General features: G+C 60.1%; 17 protein-coding genes. 11 read left to right on the forward strand and 6 right to left on the reverse strand.

Translation table 11 applies throughout. The annotated features are described in order from the left end of the window. Nucleotides 1–189: 189 nt before the first annotated feature. Together ACKVY0_RS25015 and ACKVY0_RS25020 are read left to right on the forward strand one after the other, a co-directional pair. Complete coding sequence (locus ACKVY0_RS25015) at nt 190–960, forward strand: hypothetical protein (RefSeq protein ID WP_409217592.1); 771 nt, start codon at nt 190–192, stop codon at nt 958–960. Nucleotides 961–1022: 62 nt separating this feature from the next. Further along, nucleotides 1023–2051: a PIN/TRAM domain-containing protein gene (locus ACKVY0_RS25020; RefSeq protein WP_409217593.1), complete on the forward strand. Its 1029-nt coding sequence runs from the start codon at nt 1023–1025 to the stop codon at nt 2049–2051. Here the strand turns inward: ACKVY0_RS25020 and ACKVY0_RS25025 are convergent. Next, nucleotides 2035–2967, reverse strand: coding sequence for a trypsin-like serine protease (locus ACKVY0_RS25025; RefSeq protein ID WP_409217594.1), 933 nt, complete (start codon nt 2965–2967; stop codon nt 2035–2037). The genes ACKVY0_RS25020 and ACKVY0_RS25025 overlap by 17 nt on opposite strands. A 247-nt stretch (nt 2968–3214) precedes the next feature. On the opposite strand from ACKVY0_RS25025, the gene ACKVY0_RS25030 reads away from it, so the two are divergent. After that, entirely contained in the window at nt 3215–4567 is a 1353-nt protein-coding gene (locus tag ACKVY0_RS25030) for a L,D-transpeptidase family protein (protein ID WP_409217595.1), read from the forward strand. Between the two features lie 110 nt (nt 4568–4677). On the opposite strand, the gene mpl is transcribed toward ACKVY0_RS25030, so the two are convergent. Beyond that, complete coding sequence (mpl, locus tag ACKVY0_RS25035; protein WP_409217596.1) at nt 4678–6060, reverse strand: UDP-N-acetylmuramate:L-alanyl-gamma-D-glutamyl-meso-diaminopimelate ligase; 1383 nt, start codon at nt 6058–6060, stop codon at nt 4678–4680. A 176-nt stretch (nt 6061–6236) separates the two neighbouring features. Here mpl and ACKVY0_RS25040 point away from each other — a divergent pair, with 176 nt between their 5' ends. From ACKVY0_RS25040 to ACKVY0_RS25070, 7 genes are all read left to right on the forward strand, one after another. Continuing rightward, a complete protein-coding gene (locus tag ACKVY0_RS25040; protein ID WP_409217597.1) occupies nt 6237–6500 on the forward strand; it encodes a hypothetical protein in 264 nt (87 codons plus the stop codon). Nucleotides 6501–6602: 102 nt separating this feature from the next. Continuing rightward, nucleotides 6603–7445, forward strand: coding sequence for a DUF692 domain-containing protein (locus ACKVY0_RS25045; protein ID WP_409217598.1), 843 nt, complete (start codon nt 6603–6605; stop codon nt 7443–7445). After that, on the forward strand, nt 7432–8298 hold the full coding sequence (locus tag ACKVY0_RS25050) for a putative DNA-binding domain-containing protein (protein WP_409217599.1): 867 nt from the start codon (nt 7432–7434) through the stop codon (nt 8296–8298). Before ACKVY0_RS25045 ends, ACKVY0_RS25050 begins: the two co-directional genes overlap by 14 nt. Next, nucleotides 8295–8759, forward strand: a complete 465-nt coding sequence (locus ACKVY0_RS25055) for a DoxX family protein (protein ID WP_409217600.1) — start codon at nt 8295–8297, stop codon at nt 8757–8759. The genes ACKVY0_RS25050 and ACKVY0_RS25055 overlap by 4 nt, the downstream gene beginning before the upstream one ends. Nucleotides 8760–8871: 112 nt before the next feature. Beyond that, a complete protein-coding gene (locus ACKVY0_RS25060) occupies nt 8872–9765 on the forward strand; it encodes a VPGUxxT family thioredoxin-like (seleno)protein, type 2 (protein ID WP_409217601.1) in 894 nt (297 codons plus the stop codon). Between the two features lie 112 nt (nt 9766–9877). Beyond that, the gene (locus ACKVY0_RS25065) at nt 9878–10483 is read left to right on the forward strand and encodes an RNA polymerase sigma factor (protein ID WP_409217602.1); all 606 of its coding nucleotides are present in this window, start codon (nt 9878–9880) and stop codon (nt 10481–10483) included. Then, nucleotides 10480–11208 carry a hypothetical protein gene (locus ACKVY0_RS25070; RefSeq protein ID WP_409217603.1) on the forward strand — a complete coding sequence of 243 codons (729 nt, stop codon included), beginning with the start codon at nt 10480–10482 and terminating at the stop codon, nt 11206–11208. Before ACKVY0_RS25065 ends, ACKVY0_RS25070 begins: the two co-directional genes overlap by 4 nt. Here the strand turns inward: ACKVY0_RS25070 and ACKVY0_RS25075 are convergent. The 3 genes from ACKVY0_RS25075 to pgsA form a co-directional block, all read right to left on the reverse strand. Further along, nucleotides 11205–12203, reverse strand: coding sequence for a cobalamin-independent methionine synthase II family protein (locus ACKVY0_RS25075; protein ID WP_409217604.1), 999 nt, complete (start codon nt 12201–12203; stop codon nt 11205–11207). The two genes, ACKVY0_RS25070 and ACKVY0_RS25075, sit on opposite strands and share 4 nt — an antisense overlap. A 271-nt stretch (nt 12204–12474) precedes the next feature. After that, a complete protein-coding gene (gene der / locus ACKVY0_RS25080) occupies nt 12475–13851 on the reverse strand; it encodes a ribosome biogenesis GTPase Der (protein ID WP_409217605.1) in 1377 nt (458 codons plus the stop codon). A gap of 29 nt (nt 13852–13880) precedes the next feature. Then, a complete protein-coding gene (gene pgsA / locus ACKVY0_RS25085; protein WP_409217606.1) occupies nt 13881–14453 on the reverse strand; it encodes a CDP-diacylglycerol--glycerol-3-phosphate 3-phosphatidyltransferase in 573 nt (190 codons plus the stop codon). A gap of 86 nt (nt 14454–14539) precedes the next feature. Here pgsA and aat point away from each other — a divergent pair, with 86 nt between their 5' ends. Continuing rightward, the gene (aat, locus tag ACKVY0_RS25090) at nt 14540–15115 is read left to right on the forward strand and encodes a leucyl/phenylalanyl-tRNA--protein transferase (RefSeq protein ID WP_409217607.1); all 576 of its coding nucleotides are present in this window, start codon (nt 14540–14542) and stop codon (nt 15113–15115) included. Nucleotides 15116–15282: 167 nt separating this feature from the next. On the opposite strand, the gene speA is transcribed toward aat, so the two are convergent. Continuing rightward, a partial coding sequence (gene speA, locus ACKVY0_RS25095) for a biosynthetic arginine decarboxylase (protein ID WP_409217608.1) occupies nt 15283–16825 on the reverse strand: 1543 nt, incomplete at its 5' end.

The following is a 16825-nucleotide window of genomic DNA, read 5'->3' on the forward strand; positions in this document are numbered from 1 at the left end:
ATGGCGGCCGATGCTGTGGGTGGATAGGTGGCTGTCGTTGCATGCCCTCCGCGGGTGAGTGCATGTGCTGCTAACTCGCTGATCGTGGTAAAATAGCAATGTCTATATTTAACAAGGTAGAATTAAGAGGGCTTGACGATGTGAGCTTTTACCCGGTCAGTACCGTGTGCCATGCATCCCAACGCTCCCATGCACCCGCCCGTGGCGGTGGTAGATCAGCCCAACGTCCGTCGCAAACGGCGGACGCGAGGGAAGGCGCGTCTTACCGGGATGATGCGTGGTGTCGTGGTCATCGCAGCCAGCGCAATCGTCACGGCGTTTGTGCTGTGGTTGAAGGAAGAATCGCCGCACCCGCAGGCGGTCGAGGCGAGGCGTGAATCGCCGCTGGCCGAGGCACGCAGCCTCAAACCGCTGCTGGAGACGGCGCAGTCATCCCAACTGGCATCTTATGCCATGAAGAAGGGGATTGCGGAACCGCCGCCGGAGAAAGTTCAACCGCGTCAGGACAACGCCACAACCACCAACCGTGTGTTACCCGTGTGGCTGGTGGCGGATGCCGCCGAGTCGGCGGAGTTGCTGAAGCAAAGCCTGCGTGAACGCGGTGCGCGGCAGATGGGACCGGCGGTGCGTTTTGCGATGCTGAACGTGGCTGAGCTGATGGCCCTGGATGCCAAAACGTGGAGCGCGGGCCTGGCGACTGCGGCGGCGAGTGAGAACAAGGCTTCGGCACTGCTGCTCACCTTCTATCTGTATTATCTGGATCGTGCCGGAGACGGGGCGGGCGTCACGGCCTTCCTGCGTGCGGTAGAAAACCAGGTGCCGCAGGAGCAGGCGGTGCGGGATTTCATTCTCGCAGGCCGCAGCATGGCGGAATTTGAGAGCGAGATGGGCCGCCTGTTTCACAGCGTCGGGATCGAACTGCAGTTCATGCGGCGTGGGGGCCTGGCGTTCAAGCCGTGATGAAATGCGGGGAGATTCTTTTTGCCCGGCTGGTGATTTGATCTTATCCCCTGACAATCTGCATGAAAACCTCCTGGCCCATCCGCCTTGTGCGCGCGCTGTTCTTCGCCTTCTCCGTTTTCATCGGCATGGCGATCGCCATCGGGCTGCAGCAGGAGGCCTGGATCGGTGCGGTGAGTGGCGCGGCATTCATGGGGCTACTCATGGTGTTGGATACCATCTTCGCCCGTTTCACGTTGCGTGATTTTTCGCATGCCACGCTGGGGTTGGCGGTGGGTTTGTTCTGCGCGTGGCTGATCACGCGCATCGGCGTGTTCCAGCTCGCGTACTTCCAGAACCATGCCGATGGCGCGATGATCCAAAACATCGTGGAGATCTGCATCTACGGCACGCTGGCGTTTTTTGGCGTCACCTTCGCGCTGCGCAGCGACCGCGACCAGTTCGCCTTCCTGATCCCCTATGTCCGCTTTCGTCGTGATGGCTCGGAAGGCGAGCCGATGCTGCTGGACACGAATGTGATCATCGATGGCCGATTACCCGGCGTCTTTGCCACGGGATTTCTCAGCGGTGCGGTGGTGGTGCCGCGTTTCGTGCTCGATGAGCTGCAACGCTTGGCCGAGTCCGCCGAGTCCGCGAAGGTTTTGCGTGGCAAACGCGGCCTGGAGATGATGGAGCGGCTGCGCACGCTGCCCGAAATGAATGTCTCCATCCTTGAGGATGCCGCAGGTGCCATTGATGCGCCGGTGGACACGCGCCTCGTGACCTTGGCGCGTGAATTGAACGCACGGCTGCTCACGAATGACGACAATCTCGCCAAAGTGGCCCGTCTGCGCGGCATCGCGGTACTCAGCTTTCGCGAACTGGCCGCTGCCCTGCATCCTGAACTCAGTGTGGGCGATGAACTGCTCCTGCCGCTGACGAAGGCGGGCAAGGACAAGAATCAGGCCGTGGGTTATCTGCCGGATGGCACGATGATTGTGGTGAACAATGCTGTAGCACAGCTCGGGCAAACCGTTGAAGTGGTTGTTTCCGGCACGCTGCCGACCAGCGCAGGGCGGTTGATTTTTGCCGAGATCAAGCTTGCGGCGTGACACGCCTGCGCTGCATCACCGAACTAACCGCGGCGAGCAAGACGAGCAGAGCGGAACGCGGTTCTGGAACCACCGCGATGTTCATGATGGCAACGGCATTTGTAGAGATGCGCGAGGCGTAGAAGCTGGAGGGATTGTCCAGCGGTAGATTGGGCACAAACGTCCAGCCGAACGAATCGGAGCCCTGATAAAGACCGCCACGATCAAACAAAGCGGCGTCGAAGTCAGAGCCGTCGCTCACAGTGTTGTTCGTGTCGAAACGGCCGTCGATGCTGTAGTTGATGCCAGCGAGCTTCCAGATGCCGCCGTCATTGACGAAGACACCGCCACCGGAGTCGCCGCCGGACAGCGTGGCTTCTTCAGCGGTGCCGCTGGCGCTGAAATTGGCGGTGATCAGATCGCCGAGCGCGCTGGAGTAGATGCTGCTCACCGTGTTGCTGCCCCAGCGTGCGGTGCCGTCCGGGGCACTGTGTTCCCAGCCATGCAGGACACTGCTGACCAGTACCTCGGCACCACGCGACCCGCCGCGGCCGTTCGTGACCAGCGTGAGTCCGACTTCCGATGTACCGGTATATAGCGGCGCGTAGGTGCTGAAGGATTCGTTGATTTTGAAGATGCGCAGGTCGGTGCCCGCGATGTCCCAGTAGCCAGTGCCGCTGTTCGCGATGAGGTCGATGTTATAGGTCACATCAGAGCCGCCATTGAAGATGCCGCTCTGTGTGAAAGTGCTGCCCTGCGTGCCGAAGTGCTGCGCCGTGATGAAATACTGCGGCGCGATCATCGTGCCGAGATACGCGCCGTACAATCCCTCATACTGCCAGCCTGAATCCTGGAAGATGCCCGTCGGTGCTGCGGTGTTGTGCGTCGAGTTACCCGTATCGTAAAACAAAATGGCGTGGCATGGCGTCGCGCTCATGCACAGCAAAGCCAATGCAACAGCCATAATGACTGGCCACGATGGCGTTGATGGTTTGGCGTGCATGAACATAAAGTACCCTCCCATCACGCCTCGGGTTTGCCATAAATCATTGCTTTAGCACCACAAAAACATGCCTTTTACGTGGGAGAAACCGCCTGGGGAGTTGGCACGGTCCCCGCTCAACGAAATTGATGCTCGACACACCGGTCATTTTTGTTATGAATGGCGCGCCTGTGACTCAAAAATGAAAAATAAATGGTTCAACATGCTGGGTGCCTGTGTACTCCCGCCGGTCGTCGGCGTGGCAGTCTGCGGCGGACTCATTCACCTGCTGAAGGACAATGAGTTGTTCCGGCCTGAAATAGTCACGCTGCCCACTGCTGCGACCACCAAAGTACGCCAGGGCAAATTGAACGAGGTTTCTGCCGAGATTCGTGCCGCATTGCCAGTCGATACGACTTTCACACCGGTGATGCCCAAGATCACGCCATCCACCGCCGAAAAAGACGCGCTCAAACGAGCCGCTGAAGCTGCGAAGCCGAAGCCCGTCGTGGTCATGCCGGTGAAACCAGCCAACGCAGAGCCCGCAGTGGTCACTGTGAAGCCAAGCAAGCCCGCTCCTATCGTCGTCGTCAAACCACAGGCCTGGCGTCCGGTCATTGATCCCATCACCGAGCATTGGACGCGTCTGATGCCGCGCACCGATGCGCTGCCGCAGGCTTACCAAGCGGTGCTCAATGATGATGCCGCGCATCTCGCCAAACTCATCGCGTTCGGCGTTTCACCCCATGAAACGACGCTCGGCGGTGACACACCGCTCTGTGCCGCCGTGCGCATGGGACGTGCTGAATGCGTGCGTGTGCTGTTCTTTGCCGGTGTGGACATGAACGAGCCGGCGCATGAAAAGCAGCCGCCCATCGCGATTGCATCACTCCGCCGCAATGCCGAGGTGCTGGAGGCGCTGCTGGATGCCGGAGTCGATCCCAACACCCGGTTCAAAACCCCTGTGTCCAAGCAGCTCATCGACCGCTGCATGATCAAAGACCTGCGCAACACCATGGAAAGCGATCGCGGCATCACGCCGCTGATCTGCTGTGCCGCACGCGGTGATGTCGAAGGTGCCGTCACTTTGATGCGTGCGGGCGCGAAGCCCGGCCTCGGCACCACGCGCTATCATCGTTACCCGATCAACTTTGCCGCCACGCAGGGCTATCTGTTCCTCATGCGCGTGCTGCTGGGCCGCGATCCCGACTCCGAGCCAGACACGCTCGTCACTGTCGATCTTTCCAGCCAGCGTGCGTGGGTGACGAAGAATGGCAGCATCATCAACCACACCATGGTTTCGACGGGTCGCCAAGGCTATGGCACGCCGGCGGGCCGCTACGTCATCACCGACAAGCATACCTCCCACGTCTCCACGCTTTACCACGTCGCCATGCCCTGGTTCATGCGCTTGAACTGCGGCGCCATCGGCCTGCACAGCGGTTACGTCACGGGTCATCCGGCCTCCCATGGCTGCATCCGCCTGCCGTATGAGAAAGCGAAGCAGTTCTTCGGCCAGGTGCGCGTGGGCGACGAGGTGCAGATTGTTTATTAACCGTTCGGAGTCCCGGCTTTAGCCGGAAACGATACGCTGGGAATGCCACGCCCTGCCGCCTGAAGGCTGAACTCCGCGTATCAAAGCGTCTGAAGGCTGAACTCCGCGTATCAAAGCGTCTGGAGCAACTTGTCGTGAATGCCGTCAAAGCCGCCGTTGCTGAACACGACGATCACATCGCCCGTGCGTGTTTCATTCTTCAAGCGGCTCACAATCGCGTCCGTGTTTGCCTCAAACCAGCACGGCTTGCCGCGTGAGGTCACGGCCAGCGCCACCTTCGCAGTATCCAGGCGTTGATCTGCCGCCACTTTCTCGGGGTTAGCCACAGCGGCGATCACGGAGCCATCAGCTTCGGTCAACGCCTCGATCAATTCGTTCTGCAGCACATTACGGCGGCTCGTGTTCGAGCGCGGCTCAAACAGCGCCCACAGGCGGCGGCCGTTGTAGCGCTGGCGCAGACCGCGCAGTGTTTCGCGGATTGCGGTCGGATGATGGCCGAAGTCATCAATCACGGTGATGCCGTGCGCCGTGCCACGTTCCTGCTGGCGGCGGCGAATGCCACGGAAGGTGCTCAGGCCCTCACGAATCTGTTCATCGGTCAAACCACCGAAACGTGCCGCGCACACGCACATCGCCGCGTTGCGCACGTTGAACTCGCCCATCATCGGCACGGCAAACGCTGCACCGTTGATCTCAAACGCCGTGCTCTCCGGCGTCGAACCAGTGAGTTTGATGCGGAAGTCGCAGGTCGGGCCGAGACCCACGGTTTTCAGCGGTGCAGGGCACTTCGCACGCAGCGTGAGGCAGTTCGGATCATCGCCGTTGATCAGCACGAGTCCGTTGCGCGGCACCGTGTTGAGCATGCGCTGAAACGAGAGCAGAATCGCATCCAAATTCTCAAAGATGTCCGCGTGATCGAACTCGATGTTGTTCACGATCGCGCACTCGGGCAGGTAGTGCAGGAATTTGCTGCGCTTGTCGAAGTAGGCGGTGTCGTACTCGTCGCCTTCGATGATGAAGATGTCTGAATTCGTGAAGCGTGCGCCGCTGGTGAAGTTTTCCGGCACGCCGCCGATCATGAAGCCGGGATTCTTGCCCGCCTGCTCGAAAATCCACGCCAGCATCGTCGTCGTCGTCGTTTTGCCATGCGTGCCGCTCACCACGAAGCTGCGTTTGCCCTGGATGACCTCCTGCTTGAGCAGTTCTGCCATCGAAACATACGGCAGCTTCTGTTCCAGCACCGCCTCCAGTTCCGCATTGCCGCGTGAGATCGCATTGCCCACGACATACACATCCGCCGTGGCGGGAAGATTTTGCGGCCCGTAGCCTTCGGACAGCGTGATGCCTGCGCCGCGCAGCACATCGCTCATCGGTGGATAAACCTGCGCGTCCGAGCCGCTGATCGTGTGACCGAGGGCACGCAACGCGACCGCAGTAGAACCCATCGCGGTGCCGCAGATGCCGATGAAATGAATGTGCTTGGGAGATGCCATGAACCTGACGCGAGGTCAGTGCCACGCAGAAGGGAACTAAAGCAGGGCTTTCCCTGCCTTGGCAAAAAAATAATGCATTCGGCGGGAATAAACCTTCCTGCCTCAGGCTCACACGCCCCGACTGCCCGTCATCACGACCACAGTCGCTCAACAAACCAACGCACATCACACAAACCATGAGTACCAAACACATCATCGCCGCCGCCGCCTTCACCGGCCTTCTCTCCGGCGCTTACGCCTCCCAGACCACTTCCACCCAGAAGGCTGCCAGCCTCGGCGTCTCCATCGAAAAGATGGCCGACAAGGGCCAGCACACCTGCAAGGGGCACAACGACTGCAAGGGGCAGGGCGGCTGCAAGTCCGGCGACAACGGCTGCAAGGGCAAGAACTCCTGCAAAGGCAAAGGCGGCTGCAACACCATGCCGAAGAAGCCCAAATAAGCAGCGCAGACTTCCGCAGCCACCCGCCACCCCTGCGTGTGGCTGCGGTCAGTCATTCGCCAGAACTTGGAACCTTGAACCTGAAACTTTGAACTCCACCGCATGCCCGCCAACGCCTTCAACGGTCAAACCGATCTCGGCATCGGTCTCGGCCTCCGGGTGCCGCACTACCGGCACATCCTGGAGAAGAAACCTGTCTGCGACTGGTTCGAGATCATCTCCGAAAATTTCATGGTCGATGGCGGTCGTCCGCTGGAGGTGCTGGACAGCATTCTGGAACAATATCGCGTCGTGCAGCACGGCGTCGCGATGTACTTTGGCAACGCCGACCCGCTGAACCGCGATCACCTCAAAAAACTCAAGCGCCTGGTGAAGCGCACGAATACTCCTTGGCTCTCGGATCATCTCTGCTGGGGCAGCGTCGATGGCCGTTGCTCGCATGACCTGCTGCCGATGCCTTACACGATGAGTGTGGCGAAACACACCGCAGAAAAGATCAAACAAGCCCGCGACTTCCTTGAAGTGCCCATCTGCGTCGAAAATGTGAGCAGCTACGCCGAGTTCACGCAGAACGAGATGACGGAATGGGAATTCCTCAACGAAGTCGCCGAGCAGGCCGACTGCGGCATCCTCCTCGACGTGAACAACATCTACGTCTCCTCGCAGAATCACGGTTTCGATCCCTTCGCCTACCTCCGCGCCGTGCCGCATCATCGCGTCGGTCAGATTCACATCGCAGGTCATACACGCCTCGATCACGTCATCCTCGATACGCACGATCATCCCGTGCCCGATCCCGTGTGGGATCTCTACGCCGAAGCCGTCCGCCTCACCGGCAATACCGCCACCCTGCTCGAATGGGACGACCGCATTCCATCATTCGATGAAGTCCATGCCGAGGCACTCAAAGCCAACCGCTACCTCCATGAGCATGCCCACGCCTAGCCAACTCCGCACCAACACCGATCTGCGCGTGCTCCAGCGTAGCATGGCCGCCGCACTCATGCAGCCGCTCACGCGGAGTGACGGCCTGCAAAAAAGCACGCAGGCCGACTTCATCACGCCCAACGACCGCATGACCGGCTTCCAGCGTCTCGAAATCTACGCACGCCAGTATTGGTTCCGCCTGCTCGATTGCCTTTACGACGATTATCCGGCACTTCGCGTCTTCCTCGGCGAACGCCGTTTCCGCCAGCTATGCCGCGATTACCTTGCCGCGCATTCGAGTGTCTCGTGGACACTGCGAAATCTTGGCTCCCAGCTCCCGCAGTTCATCACCGAGTCCAACGCACGCGATGTGGCTCGTATTGAGTGGGCGCAGACACTCGCCTTCGATGAAGCGCTCAAAAAGCCGCTGCACATCGACGACCTGCTCGGCAGCGACCCCGTCACGCTGCGTCTCGGCGTCCAGCCCTGCGTTGTGCTCGTGCAGATCGACCACGCCGTCGATCACTTCATCACCGCGATGAAAAAGTCCGACGCTGAAGTCCGCGGTGGTGCCAGCCAGGCCATGTCCGAAGCTCCTTCACGAGAAACGGTCCGCCGCAGGCCGACTTTGAAGCGCGAACGCGTTCACCTCGTCATCCACCGCCACGACAACCGCCTCTACTTCAAGCGCCTTGCGGCCGAGGCCTTCCAACTGCTCGCAGCGCTGCGTGACGGCCTCACGCTCGCTGAAGCCATCGATCTCGCCCTCACCAATGCGACGCCCGAAACCGACTGGCCCGCCCAAATCCGCGACTGGTTTGCCGAATGGTCGCAGCTCGGCTGGTTTTGCAAACATTCGCTCAAACCATGAAACCCTGGACCTTCACCAACGCCCTCCTCGACCGCATTGCCGCTCTTTTGCCTGATCCGCTGCTCCTCGGTATCCGCTTCTACTGGGGCTGGCAGTTTTTTCAGACCGGCAAAGGCAAGCTGGAGGACATCAGCGCTCCCACCGCCTTCTTCACGGAACTCGGCATCCCATTTCCGCAGCTCAATGCCATCCTGGCTGGCAGCACCGAATGCCTTGGCGGCCTGCTGCTGCTCATCGGCCTGTTCTCACGCATCGTCACCGTGCCGCTCATGTTCACGATGATCGTTGCCTATCTCACGGCGCATCTCGATGTGGTGAAGACGATCTGGAGCGACTCCGATTCCTTCGTCACCGCCGCGCCGTTCCTCTTCCTGCTCGCCAGCCTGATCATCTTCACCTTCGGCCCTGGAAAGTTTTCCATCGACAATGAGCTGCGCAGGAGAAATGCTCTAGACAATTGATGAGCCTTCTTTTGCTTCTGGGAATAAAACCCCTAGAAACCGCCTCTCACTGTGAACGATGAAACTGCTTTCCCATCTCCCACGACGTTTATTTTTGAACTCACTTCTGGCCATGACAGTGACTGCATGTCAGGCGGCTGACAAGGTGCCCGAGGAAGTCGGGGCGGTGAGATGGGGCCGTGACATGAATGAGGCCTTGCGTCTAAGCGCGAGCTCTGGCAGGCCGATCTTTGCCCTGTTTCAGGAGGTGCCTGGCTGCGCGGGATGCAAGCAGTTCGGGCGGGAGGTGCTTTCGCATCCAGGGCTGGTGGCGGCTGTCCATGAGCACTTCATTCCGGTGTTGATTCACAACAACGCAGGCGGGAAGGATGCGGCGGCGTTGCAGCGCTTTGGCGAGCCAGCATGGAATTTTCAAGTGGTGCGGTTTCTCGACGCGAAAGGCGCGGACCTCATCCCGAGGCGCGACAGGGTGTGGGAGACAGGCCCGCTCGCCCAGCGCATGGCGGAGGCGCTCAAGGCGGCTGGGAAGCCCGTGCCAGAGGCCGTCCAGGACTTGGTGGCGGGGCGCTCAGACGAGGCAAAGCTGGCCGCGTTTGCCATGGATTGCTTTTGGACGGGGGAAATGAAGCTCGGTCAAATCGACGGCGTTTTGACGACCGAGGCTGGCTTCATTCAAGGTCAGGAAGTGACGCTCGTGCGCTATGATCCGGGCCTTATCTCCCTTCCCCGTCTGGTGGCGGATGCGGCGCGTGTGGAGTGCGCCCATGCGATCTTTCTGCCAGAAGCTGACCTCGCCGCCCTCGAGCCTGGGCGACTGAAAGCTGGAAGGCTCGCTGGCTACACCGCCGCTCCCGTTAGCGACCAGAAGAAGCAGTTGCAGGGCACAGCGGCAGCGCGGCTGAACCTCACACCCGAGCAGGCGACCAAGGTAAACGCCTGGGTCCGTGTCGATGCGGCGAAGGCCATGAACTACCTGACGCCGGAGCAACGCGCTGCGCTGCGGTAGCCGACTTTCCAGTTCACCACTACACCCACTTCTGAGAACTTTGAGCCTCCGCCAACACCACGCCGCGCCTGCCCCCAGGTGGCAGCAGCGTTAAATCAGAATCAATGATTTCATGGAACTCACCTTCAACTTCGGCTTTGCATTGCCGCAAACCCGCACCATCCCTGCCCGTCGCATGATGGACGCAACTCCCAGTTTCGAGCAGATTGTGGATGCCCATTATCAAGGGCTCTATCGCTTTGCCCTGAGCATGTGCAAGCGCGAGGCCACGGCACAGGACTTGGTGCAGCAAACCTTCCTCCAATGGGCGAAAAAGGGCCATAGCCTGCGTGATGCCACCAAAGTGAAGACCTGGCTCTTCACCACGATTTATCGCGAGTGGCTCGGCATCGCCCGGCGCGAGAAAAAATATGAGCAGGTCGAGTTTGAACCCGATCTGCACGGCAGTGTGCAAAACGACGATGAGGGCGAAATTCCGCGTGTGGACAGCGCCACTCTGCATCACGCCCTGGAGCAGCTCGATCCCAACTACCGCGCTCCCCTCGTGCTTTTTTACCTCAAAGAGCTATCCTACCGCGACATCGCCGAAACACTGGGACTGCCCATCGGGACGGTCATGTCACGCCTCTCCCGCGCGAAAAACCACCTGCGCGCCATTCTCACTGCAGCCTCTTCCAACATTATCCCAGCCAACTTCAACCACCAAGCCGCCTCGTGACACGCGAAGAAGCCCAACTCGAACTCGACGCCACGACGCTCCGCCCTCAGGACGCGTCACCGGAGGCTCGTGCGATGGCGGAGAGCGATCCCGCACTAGGTGCATGGCTGGAAAAGCGCACCGCCTTTGATGAAGATGTCGCCGAAGCATTCGCGGCCTCCATTCCAGCGGGATTGCGAGAAAGCATCCTGCAAGCCGCCAAAAAACCGGCCAAACGGCCTGTGCGCTGGATGTTGCCAACTTTGATCTCAGCCGCAGCGGCCGTCGTGCTCGGCTGGTTTATGCTGTGGCCCGTGAGCGGCGAAATGCCCTCGTGGCAGGCCGAATCGCTCGCCGCCGTGACGAAAGTCGAATACGGCGTGACCAGGGTCGATCACTTGTCGCGCGACTTTGAAGCCATCAAGAAGCTGCTCGTTGCCGATCAATCGCCGACTCCCGTTCGTCTGCCAGGCACCGTGGGCGGTATGCCCGTGCTCGCCTGCAAACGCATCCAGGTCGCCGGACGTGTGGCTTCCATCATCTGTTTTGAAATTCAGCCCGGCAAGGAGGCGCACCTCGTCGTCATGGACAACAACGCCCTAGTCAGTGCTCCGCCGCAAATGCAACCGCAGTTCCAAACCAGCAAGAACTGGCACATGGCAAGCTGGAGCGATGGCACGCAGAGCTTCCTGCTCGCCACCACGGCGGATGAGGCGGCGCTGAAGAAGCTGTTTGGGCTGGCTTAGCGCCCCTCGAACTTGTCGCGCCCCTTGGCCAGAGCTTCGATCTTCCGATCAGCGATGCTGCGTTTGAGCATCCAGAAGCCGCAATCGGGGTGGATGAACTTCACGCGGCCTGCGCCGAGCTTTTTCTCGGCCGCTTCGATGCGGCGGGCGATGTCGTCGGCGGACTCGATGTGGTTCACTTTGATGTCCACAACGCCGAGGCCGACACCAATTTTGGGATCGAGTTCCTTCAAAGCATCGAGATCGGCGGCAGGACGATGCGCGAGTTCGAGCACGAGGTGATCGGCACGCAGGGCGTTGAGGAAGCTGATCAATGCGGCCCATTCGCCTGTTTGAATCGTCTGGCCGCCATAGTTGCCGAAGCAAAAATGCACGGCTTTGCGGCCTTTCACGGCATCCAGTACACGATTGATGCCGGCAGCAGCGAGCGGTGCATCGGCGGGATTGCCGGGAATGTTGGCTTCATCGACCTGCACGCAGTCACACTGCAAATCAGCGGCCTGTGCGGCCAAAGCGTCGGCGATGGCCATGTTCAGCGCGGCGAAGTCGTGGTAATGCGTGTCCAGCAAGGTGCGGGCGAGCATGTAGGGGCTGGTGAGCGTGAATTTGAACGGCCCACCGGCCACCTTGCCCGCACGGGCGCAGTCTTCGGCCAGATTGAGCACGCCTTCGGTGATGGGACCGCGCACGACGGCCGCAGGCTTGCTGCGGAAGGCCATTTCATGCTTGGCGCGAAACGCGGCGGTGTCGGCACGGCCCACGCGGCTGTCGATGCCGCCGAGCTTGTGGACGAAGTACTCGATCATGCCGTTGGTGTCGGGATGATTGACGTCGAAACGATACAATTCGCCGTCCGTGGGCAGATCAATGCCGGCTTGACGCTGTGTGTCGAAAACGACGCGAGTGGCATCAATGACGGCTGCCTCGCTGGGCAGAGCGCTGAGCCATTCTGGGACGGGATAGGAGCCGACGGTGGTGGTCTGGATGGTGGCCATGCCGCAGACTAGTCAGCAACGTCTGCGGTTGGAAGCTGCGAGTGCCAAAATCCAAAGGTGCGAGTGCTTCGGCCATGCGCTCAGTGCTCAGTCAATGTCATTAAGTTAAGAAGGAGTTCCCGCAGATTCAGAAAACCCGCAGATTGGGATCCGGAAAAATCTGCGGGTTATCTGAATCTGCGGGAACACATCATGAGAAGTGCCTTAACTTAATGACATTGAGTGCTCAGTGTTCAGTGTTTGCACAGATAAACTGAGCACTAAGCACTACTTACTTCCCCTTCTTCGGCCCTTTGCCGCGCACGCTCATCTTGAAGGGCACGCCGGGGGCGCTCCACTCGTCGCGGATGACTTTTTCGAGATAGCGCAGGTAGCTGTCGGTGAGTTTGGCGGCACGATTGGCAAACAGGACGAAGTGCGGCACGGGGATGGCGAAGCCTTCGGCTTCATTGACCTGCGTGGCGTAGAGCAGCTTGAAGCTGTGGGTGCTGCGGCCGAGGGCGCCGGGGGTGTTTTCGATGGCGTTGCTCAGCAGGCGGTTCAGGGCACCGGTGCCAATGCGGTTCTGCGAGCCGTTGCGCACTTTTTCGATCTGTACGAACAGTTTGCCGACGTGTTCCTTGTTCTTGGCCGAGATGGCGACGAGCGGGGCGTAGTTGAGGAAGAAGAACTCGCGGCGCATCAGTTCATCCAGGAATTCGATGCGGTCCTTCTGCGGTGCGTCGGGATGGAAGAGATCCCACTTGTTCATGACGAGGATGCAGGGCTTGCGCTCCTCCAAGATGATCTGGGCGATCTTGCGGTCCTGCATTTTCGCGCCAGCGGCACAGTCGATGACCAGCAGGCACAAGTCCGCACGTTTGATGCTCTGCAGGCTGCGATCCACGCTGGAGATTTCGACCACGGTGTCGAGATGGGCGCGGCGGCGGATGCCGGCGGTGTCGATGAGCTGGTATTTTTTGCCATTCCAAGTGGCCTGGATGTCGAGTGCATCGCGTGTGGTGCCGGGGACTTCGCTGACGATGGCACGTTCCTGGCCGAGGATGGCGTTCACGAGCGAGGATTTGCCAGCGTTTGGGCGGCCGACGATGGCGAGTTTGAGCGGGCGGACGGATTGACCGGCCTTGGCGTCTTCGGTTTCGCTCGATTCCTTCAAATCAAGACGCTCGGCGACGAGTGCGACGAGGTCATCGATGCCGAGACCATGCGCGGCGCTGACTTCGACGGTGTCCGCGAAGCCGAATTTGCTGAACTCACCGGCGTTGAGCTTGCGCTTGGGAGAATCGGCCTTGTTGATGACGAGGATGACCGGCTTGCTGGTGCGGCGCAGTTCACGGGCGAGGCTCTGGTCGATGGTGGTGATGCCATCGACGACATCGACGACGAACATGAGCAAATCGGCCACTTCGAGGGCGATGGCGGCCTCGACTTGGACCTGATCGGTCAGCACGTCCTCGGTGCTGGCACCGATGCCGCCCGTGTCCATGATCTCGAACCACGCGGGACCGCGACGGCACTGCGCGGTGATGCGATCCCGCGTCACCCCGGCCTGATCGTGGACGATCGAGATGGTTTTGCCGGCAAGGCGGTTGAAGAGCGCGGACTTGCCCACATTGGGGCGTCCGACGATGGCGACGGTTTTGAGCATTGTTCAAGGAGCACTAGGCAGCCCCCGCGTCAATCATGTCCGGCAGCTTGCAACTGCCGGACGCCGTCGGCCAGATTGATGAAACCGGAGAGCGCGGTGAAGAAACCGGCAAAGATGGTGGGCCAAATGAGCAGGGCAGGGGAGAGATCGAGCAAGATCCACAGAATGGCCGCCATCTGGGCAAACGTGGCCACTTTGCCGCTCCAGTGGGTGTGAATCTGAAATTTGCCGGCAAAATGGTCGATCAAAAAAGCACCGCCGATGGAAAGCAGGTCGCGACCGATGACGAGGATCGGGAACCACAGCGGAAAATGCTGCCGCCAGGCAGTGAAACTAAGCAGGATGATGGCCGAGAGCATGAGCAGCTTGTCCGCCAAAGGATCGACGATGGCCCCAAAACGCGTGCGTTGGTCGAACCGGCGGGCGACCCAGCCGTCGATGGCGTCACTGATCGCGGCGATGCCAAACACCGCAGCGGCCCAGAGGCGCAGCGCTTCATTGGGATGTACGCCACGGGCGCTGTCGCCGTAATAGATCACCAGCCCGATGAAAACGGGGATCAGCAGGATGCGGAAGATGGTGATCTGATTCGCGAGGTTCATTCCAAACAGTTTCAAGTTTAAGGTTTAAAGTTTCAAGCTGCGTGATTCAAACTTTGAACCTTAAACTTTAAACTTTAAACTCGCCCATGCCGCGAATCGAGCCTGTGGATCTGCTGAATGCCTACTGCGAGGGCGCCTTCCCGATGGGGGAGGACGACGGCTCCATCTCGTGGTACCGGCCCAAGATGCGCGGCATCCTGCCGGTAGCAGAGTTTCATGTGCCGCGCCGGTTTGAGCGCTACTTGAAGCAGCACCCCTTTGAATTGCGTTGGGACACGGCGTTTGGCGATGTGATTCGCGGTTGTGCGGATCGTGAGGAGACCTGGATCACGGACACGATCATGGACACTTACGAGGAACTGCATCGTCTTGGCTTCGCGCATTGTGTGGAAGTCTGGCGTGATGGCAAACTGCGTGGCGGCGTGTATGGCGTGAGCATCGGTGGGGCATTTTTCGGTGAATCGATGTTCAGTCGTGAGCCGCAGGCGTCCAAGGTGGCGCTGACGCATCTGCAATGGCGGCTGCATGCGCGTGGCTACCTGCTGCATGACACGCAATGGACCACGCCGCATCTGGCGATGTTTGGCGGGCATGAGATTCCGTGTGCGCAGTATCTGGAACTGCTGCAGCGGGCGATTTTGCGGAAGGCGACGTTTGCATGATGCGAAGGCGTGACGCCCGCTGGAAGTAGGATGGGTGTGGCGACAGCCCGCCCGTCTCGCAGCGCTCACGCCAAGGCTCCACCACGCCCAATCAGTCGGGCGGTGCTGCGAAGGGAGCATGGCATGTGGTGATGCTGCTTGGCGCAGCACACACCCAACCTACGTCCTCAGCTCTCGAAATACGTGTAGCCGCGCAGACCGGCCTCGAAGCTCTCGATGATCTCACGACGCTCGGTGGCGGTGATGCGTTTGGAGACGACGGCGCTTTCGGCAAGATTGCGGAAGCGGGTGAGCATGTCTTTGGGATCGTATTCGACGTAGGTGAGCACTTCGGAGACGCTGTCCCCTTCCAGCTCGCTGTATTTGACCTTGCCGCCCTCGATGTGAACGGAGACGACGTTGGTGTCGCCGAGGAGGTTGTGCAGGTCGCCGAGGGTTTCCTGGTAAGCACCGACGAGGAAGATGCCGAGCATGTATTCGTGGCCTTTTTCGATCTCGGGATCGTGAAGAGGCAGGCTGCGGCTGATGCCGTCAGCGAGGGCGAATTTGTCGATCTTGCCGTCGCTGTCGCAGGTGATGTCGGAGAGCACGGCATTGCGCGTGGGCTTCTCCTTGAGGCGATGGATCGGCATCACGGGGAAGATCTGATCGATGGCCCAAAGGTCAGGCAGGCTCTGGAAGACGCTGAAATTGCCGTAGTAGTAATCGGTGAGGATGGTTTCGAGGCGCTCCATCTGGGAGCCGTCGTGCTCGCACTGCTCACGCATGTCGGAGACCCACTTCAAGATGTCCCAGTAGAGTTCTTCGCCATGCGCACGCTGGCGGAGGTTCACTTTGCCGTAGTTGAATTCGCTGCGGAGCTTGTCGCGGTAATAAACGGCGTCGTTGTAGATCTCCTGAAGGCGGTCGCGGCTGGTCTTGGCGGCGTTGCGCGAGGATTCGACACGTAGCTCGTGCAGATTGCGCAGCAGCGCAGGGGAGTCCTTGCTGATCTGGATCTCGCTGATGTCCGAGCGGGACTCAAAGCGGTTGATGTCGAGGATGTTGATCACCAGCACGCTGTAGTAGGCCACGATGGCGCGACCGGACTCGGTGATGATGTCGGGATGCGGCACACCGGCCTCGGCGGTGACTTCGGTGATGGCTTCGATGATGTCGGCGCAGTATTCCTTGGTGCCGTAGTTGCTGCTGGCGGCGCTGGCGCCTTTTTGACCGTCGTAGCTGATGGCGAGACCGCCGCCCAGATCGAGGATGCCCATGCGAGCACCTTCTTGGACGAGGCCGCAATACACACGCGTGGCTTCTGTGACCGCCTGGCGAATGGCGCGGATGTTCGGAATCTGCGAGCCTTGATGATAATGAAGCATGCGCAGGCAATCGAGCATGCCGTGCTCACGCAGGTGATCGACGACGTGCATGAGCTGCGAGATATTGAGGCCGAAGACGCTCGAATCCCCGCCGCTGCCGCTCCAGTGACCGGCGCTTTCGGCGCTGAGGCGGAAACGCACGCCGAGCGTGGGACGCACGCCCATCTTTTTGCAGCGTTCGAGGATCAAATTGAGCTCGGTGGGCATTTCGAGCACCAGGACGACCTGTAGGCCCATCTTTTGAGCATAGAGAGCCAGATCGATGAACTCCTCGTCCTTGTAGCCATTGCACACGATGTAGGCCTGCGGGTCGTGCATGTAGGCCAGCGCGGCGATCAGCTCC

Source organism: Prosthecobacter sp., from assembly GCF_046154365.1.
GTDB lineage: Bacteria > Verrucomicrobiota > Verrucomicrobiia > Verrucomicrobiales > Verrucomicrobiaceae > Prosthecobacter.

Coding starts and splice junctions, on each gene's coding strand:
- ACKVY0_RS25015 (WP_409217592.1), top strand. CDS start 190: ATGCACCCGCCCGTGGCGGTGGTAGATCAGCCCAACGTCCGTCGCAAA.
- ACKVY0_RS25020 (WP_409217593.1), top strand. CDS start 1,023: ATGAAAACCTCCTGGCCCATCCGCCTTGTGCGCGCGCTGTTCTTCGCC.
- ACKVY0_RS25025 (WP_409217594.1), bottom strand. CDS start 2,967: ATGAGCGCGACGCCATGCCACGCCATTTTGTTTTACGATACGGGTAAC.
- ACKVY0_RS25030 (WP_409217595.1), top strand. CDS start 3,215: ATGAAAAATAAATGGTTCAACATGCTGGGTGCCTGTGTACTCCCGCCG.
- mpl (WP_409217596.1), bottom strand. CDS start 6,060: ATGGCATCTCCCAAGCACATTCATTTCATCGGCATCTGCGGCACCGCG.
- ACKVY0_RS25040 (WP_409217597.1), top strand. CDS start 6,237: ATGAGTACCAAACACATCATCGCCGCCGCCGCCTTCACCGGCCTTCTC.
- ACKVY0_RS25045 (WP_409217598.1), top strand. CDS start 6,603: ATGCCCGCCAACGCCTTCAACGGTCAAACCGATCTCGGCATCGGTCTC.
- ACKVY0_RS25050 (WP_409217599.1), top strand. CDS start 7,432: ATGCCCACGCCTAGCCAACTCCGCACCAACACCGATCTGCGCGTGCTC.
- ACKVY0_RS25055 (WP_409217600.1), top strand. CDS start 8,295: ATGAAACCCTGGACCTTCACCAACGCCCTCCTCGACCGCATTGCCGCT.
- ACKVY0_RS25060 (WP_409217601.1), top strand. CDS start 8,872: ATGACAGTGACTGCATGTCAGGCGGCTGACAAGGTGCCCGAGGAAGTC.
- ACKVY0_RS25065 (WP_409217602.1), top strand. CDS start 9,878: ATGGAACTCACCTTCAACTTCGGCTTTGCATTGCCGCAAACCCGCACC.
- ACKVY0_RS25075 (WP_409217604.1), bottom strand. CDS start 12,203: ATGGCCACCATCCAGACCACCACCGTCGGCTCCTATCCCGTCCCAGAA.
- der (WP_409217605.1), bottom strand. CDS start 13,851: ATGCTCAAAACCGTCGCCATCGTCGGACGCCCCAATGTGGGCAAGTCC.
- pgsA (WP_409217606.1), bottom strand. CDS start 14,453: ATGAACCTCGCGAATCAGATCACCATCTTCCGCATCCTGCTGATCCCC.
- aat (WP_409217607.1), top strand. CDS start 14,540: ATGCCGCGAATCGAGCCTGTGGATCTGCTGAATGCCTACTGCGAGGGC.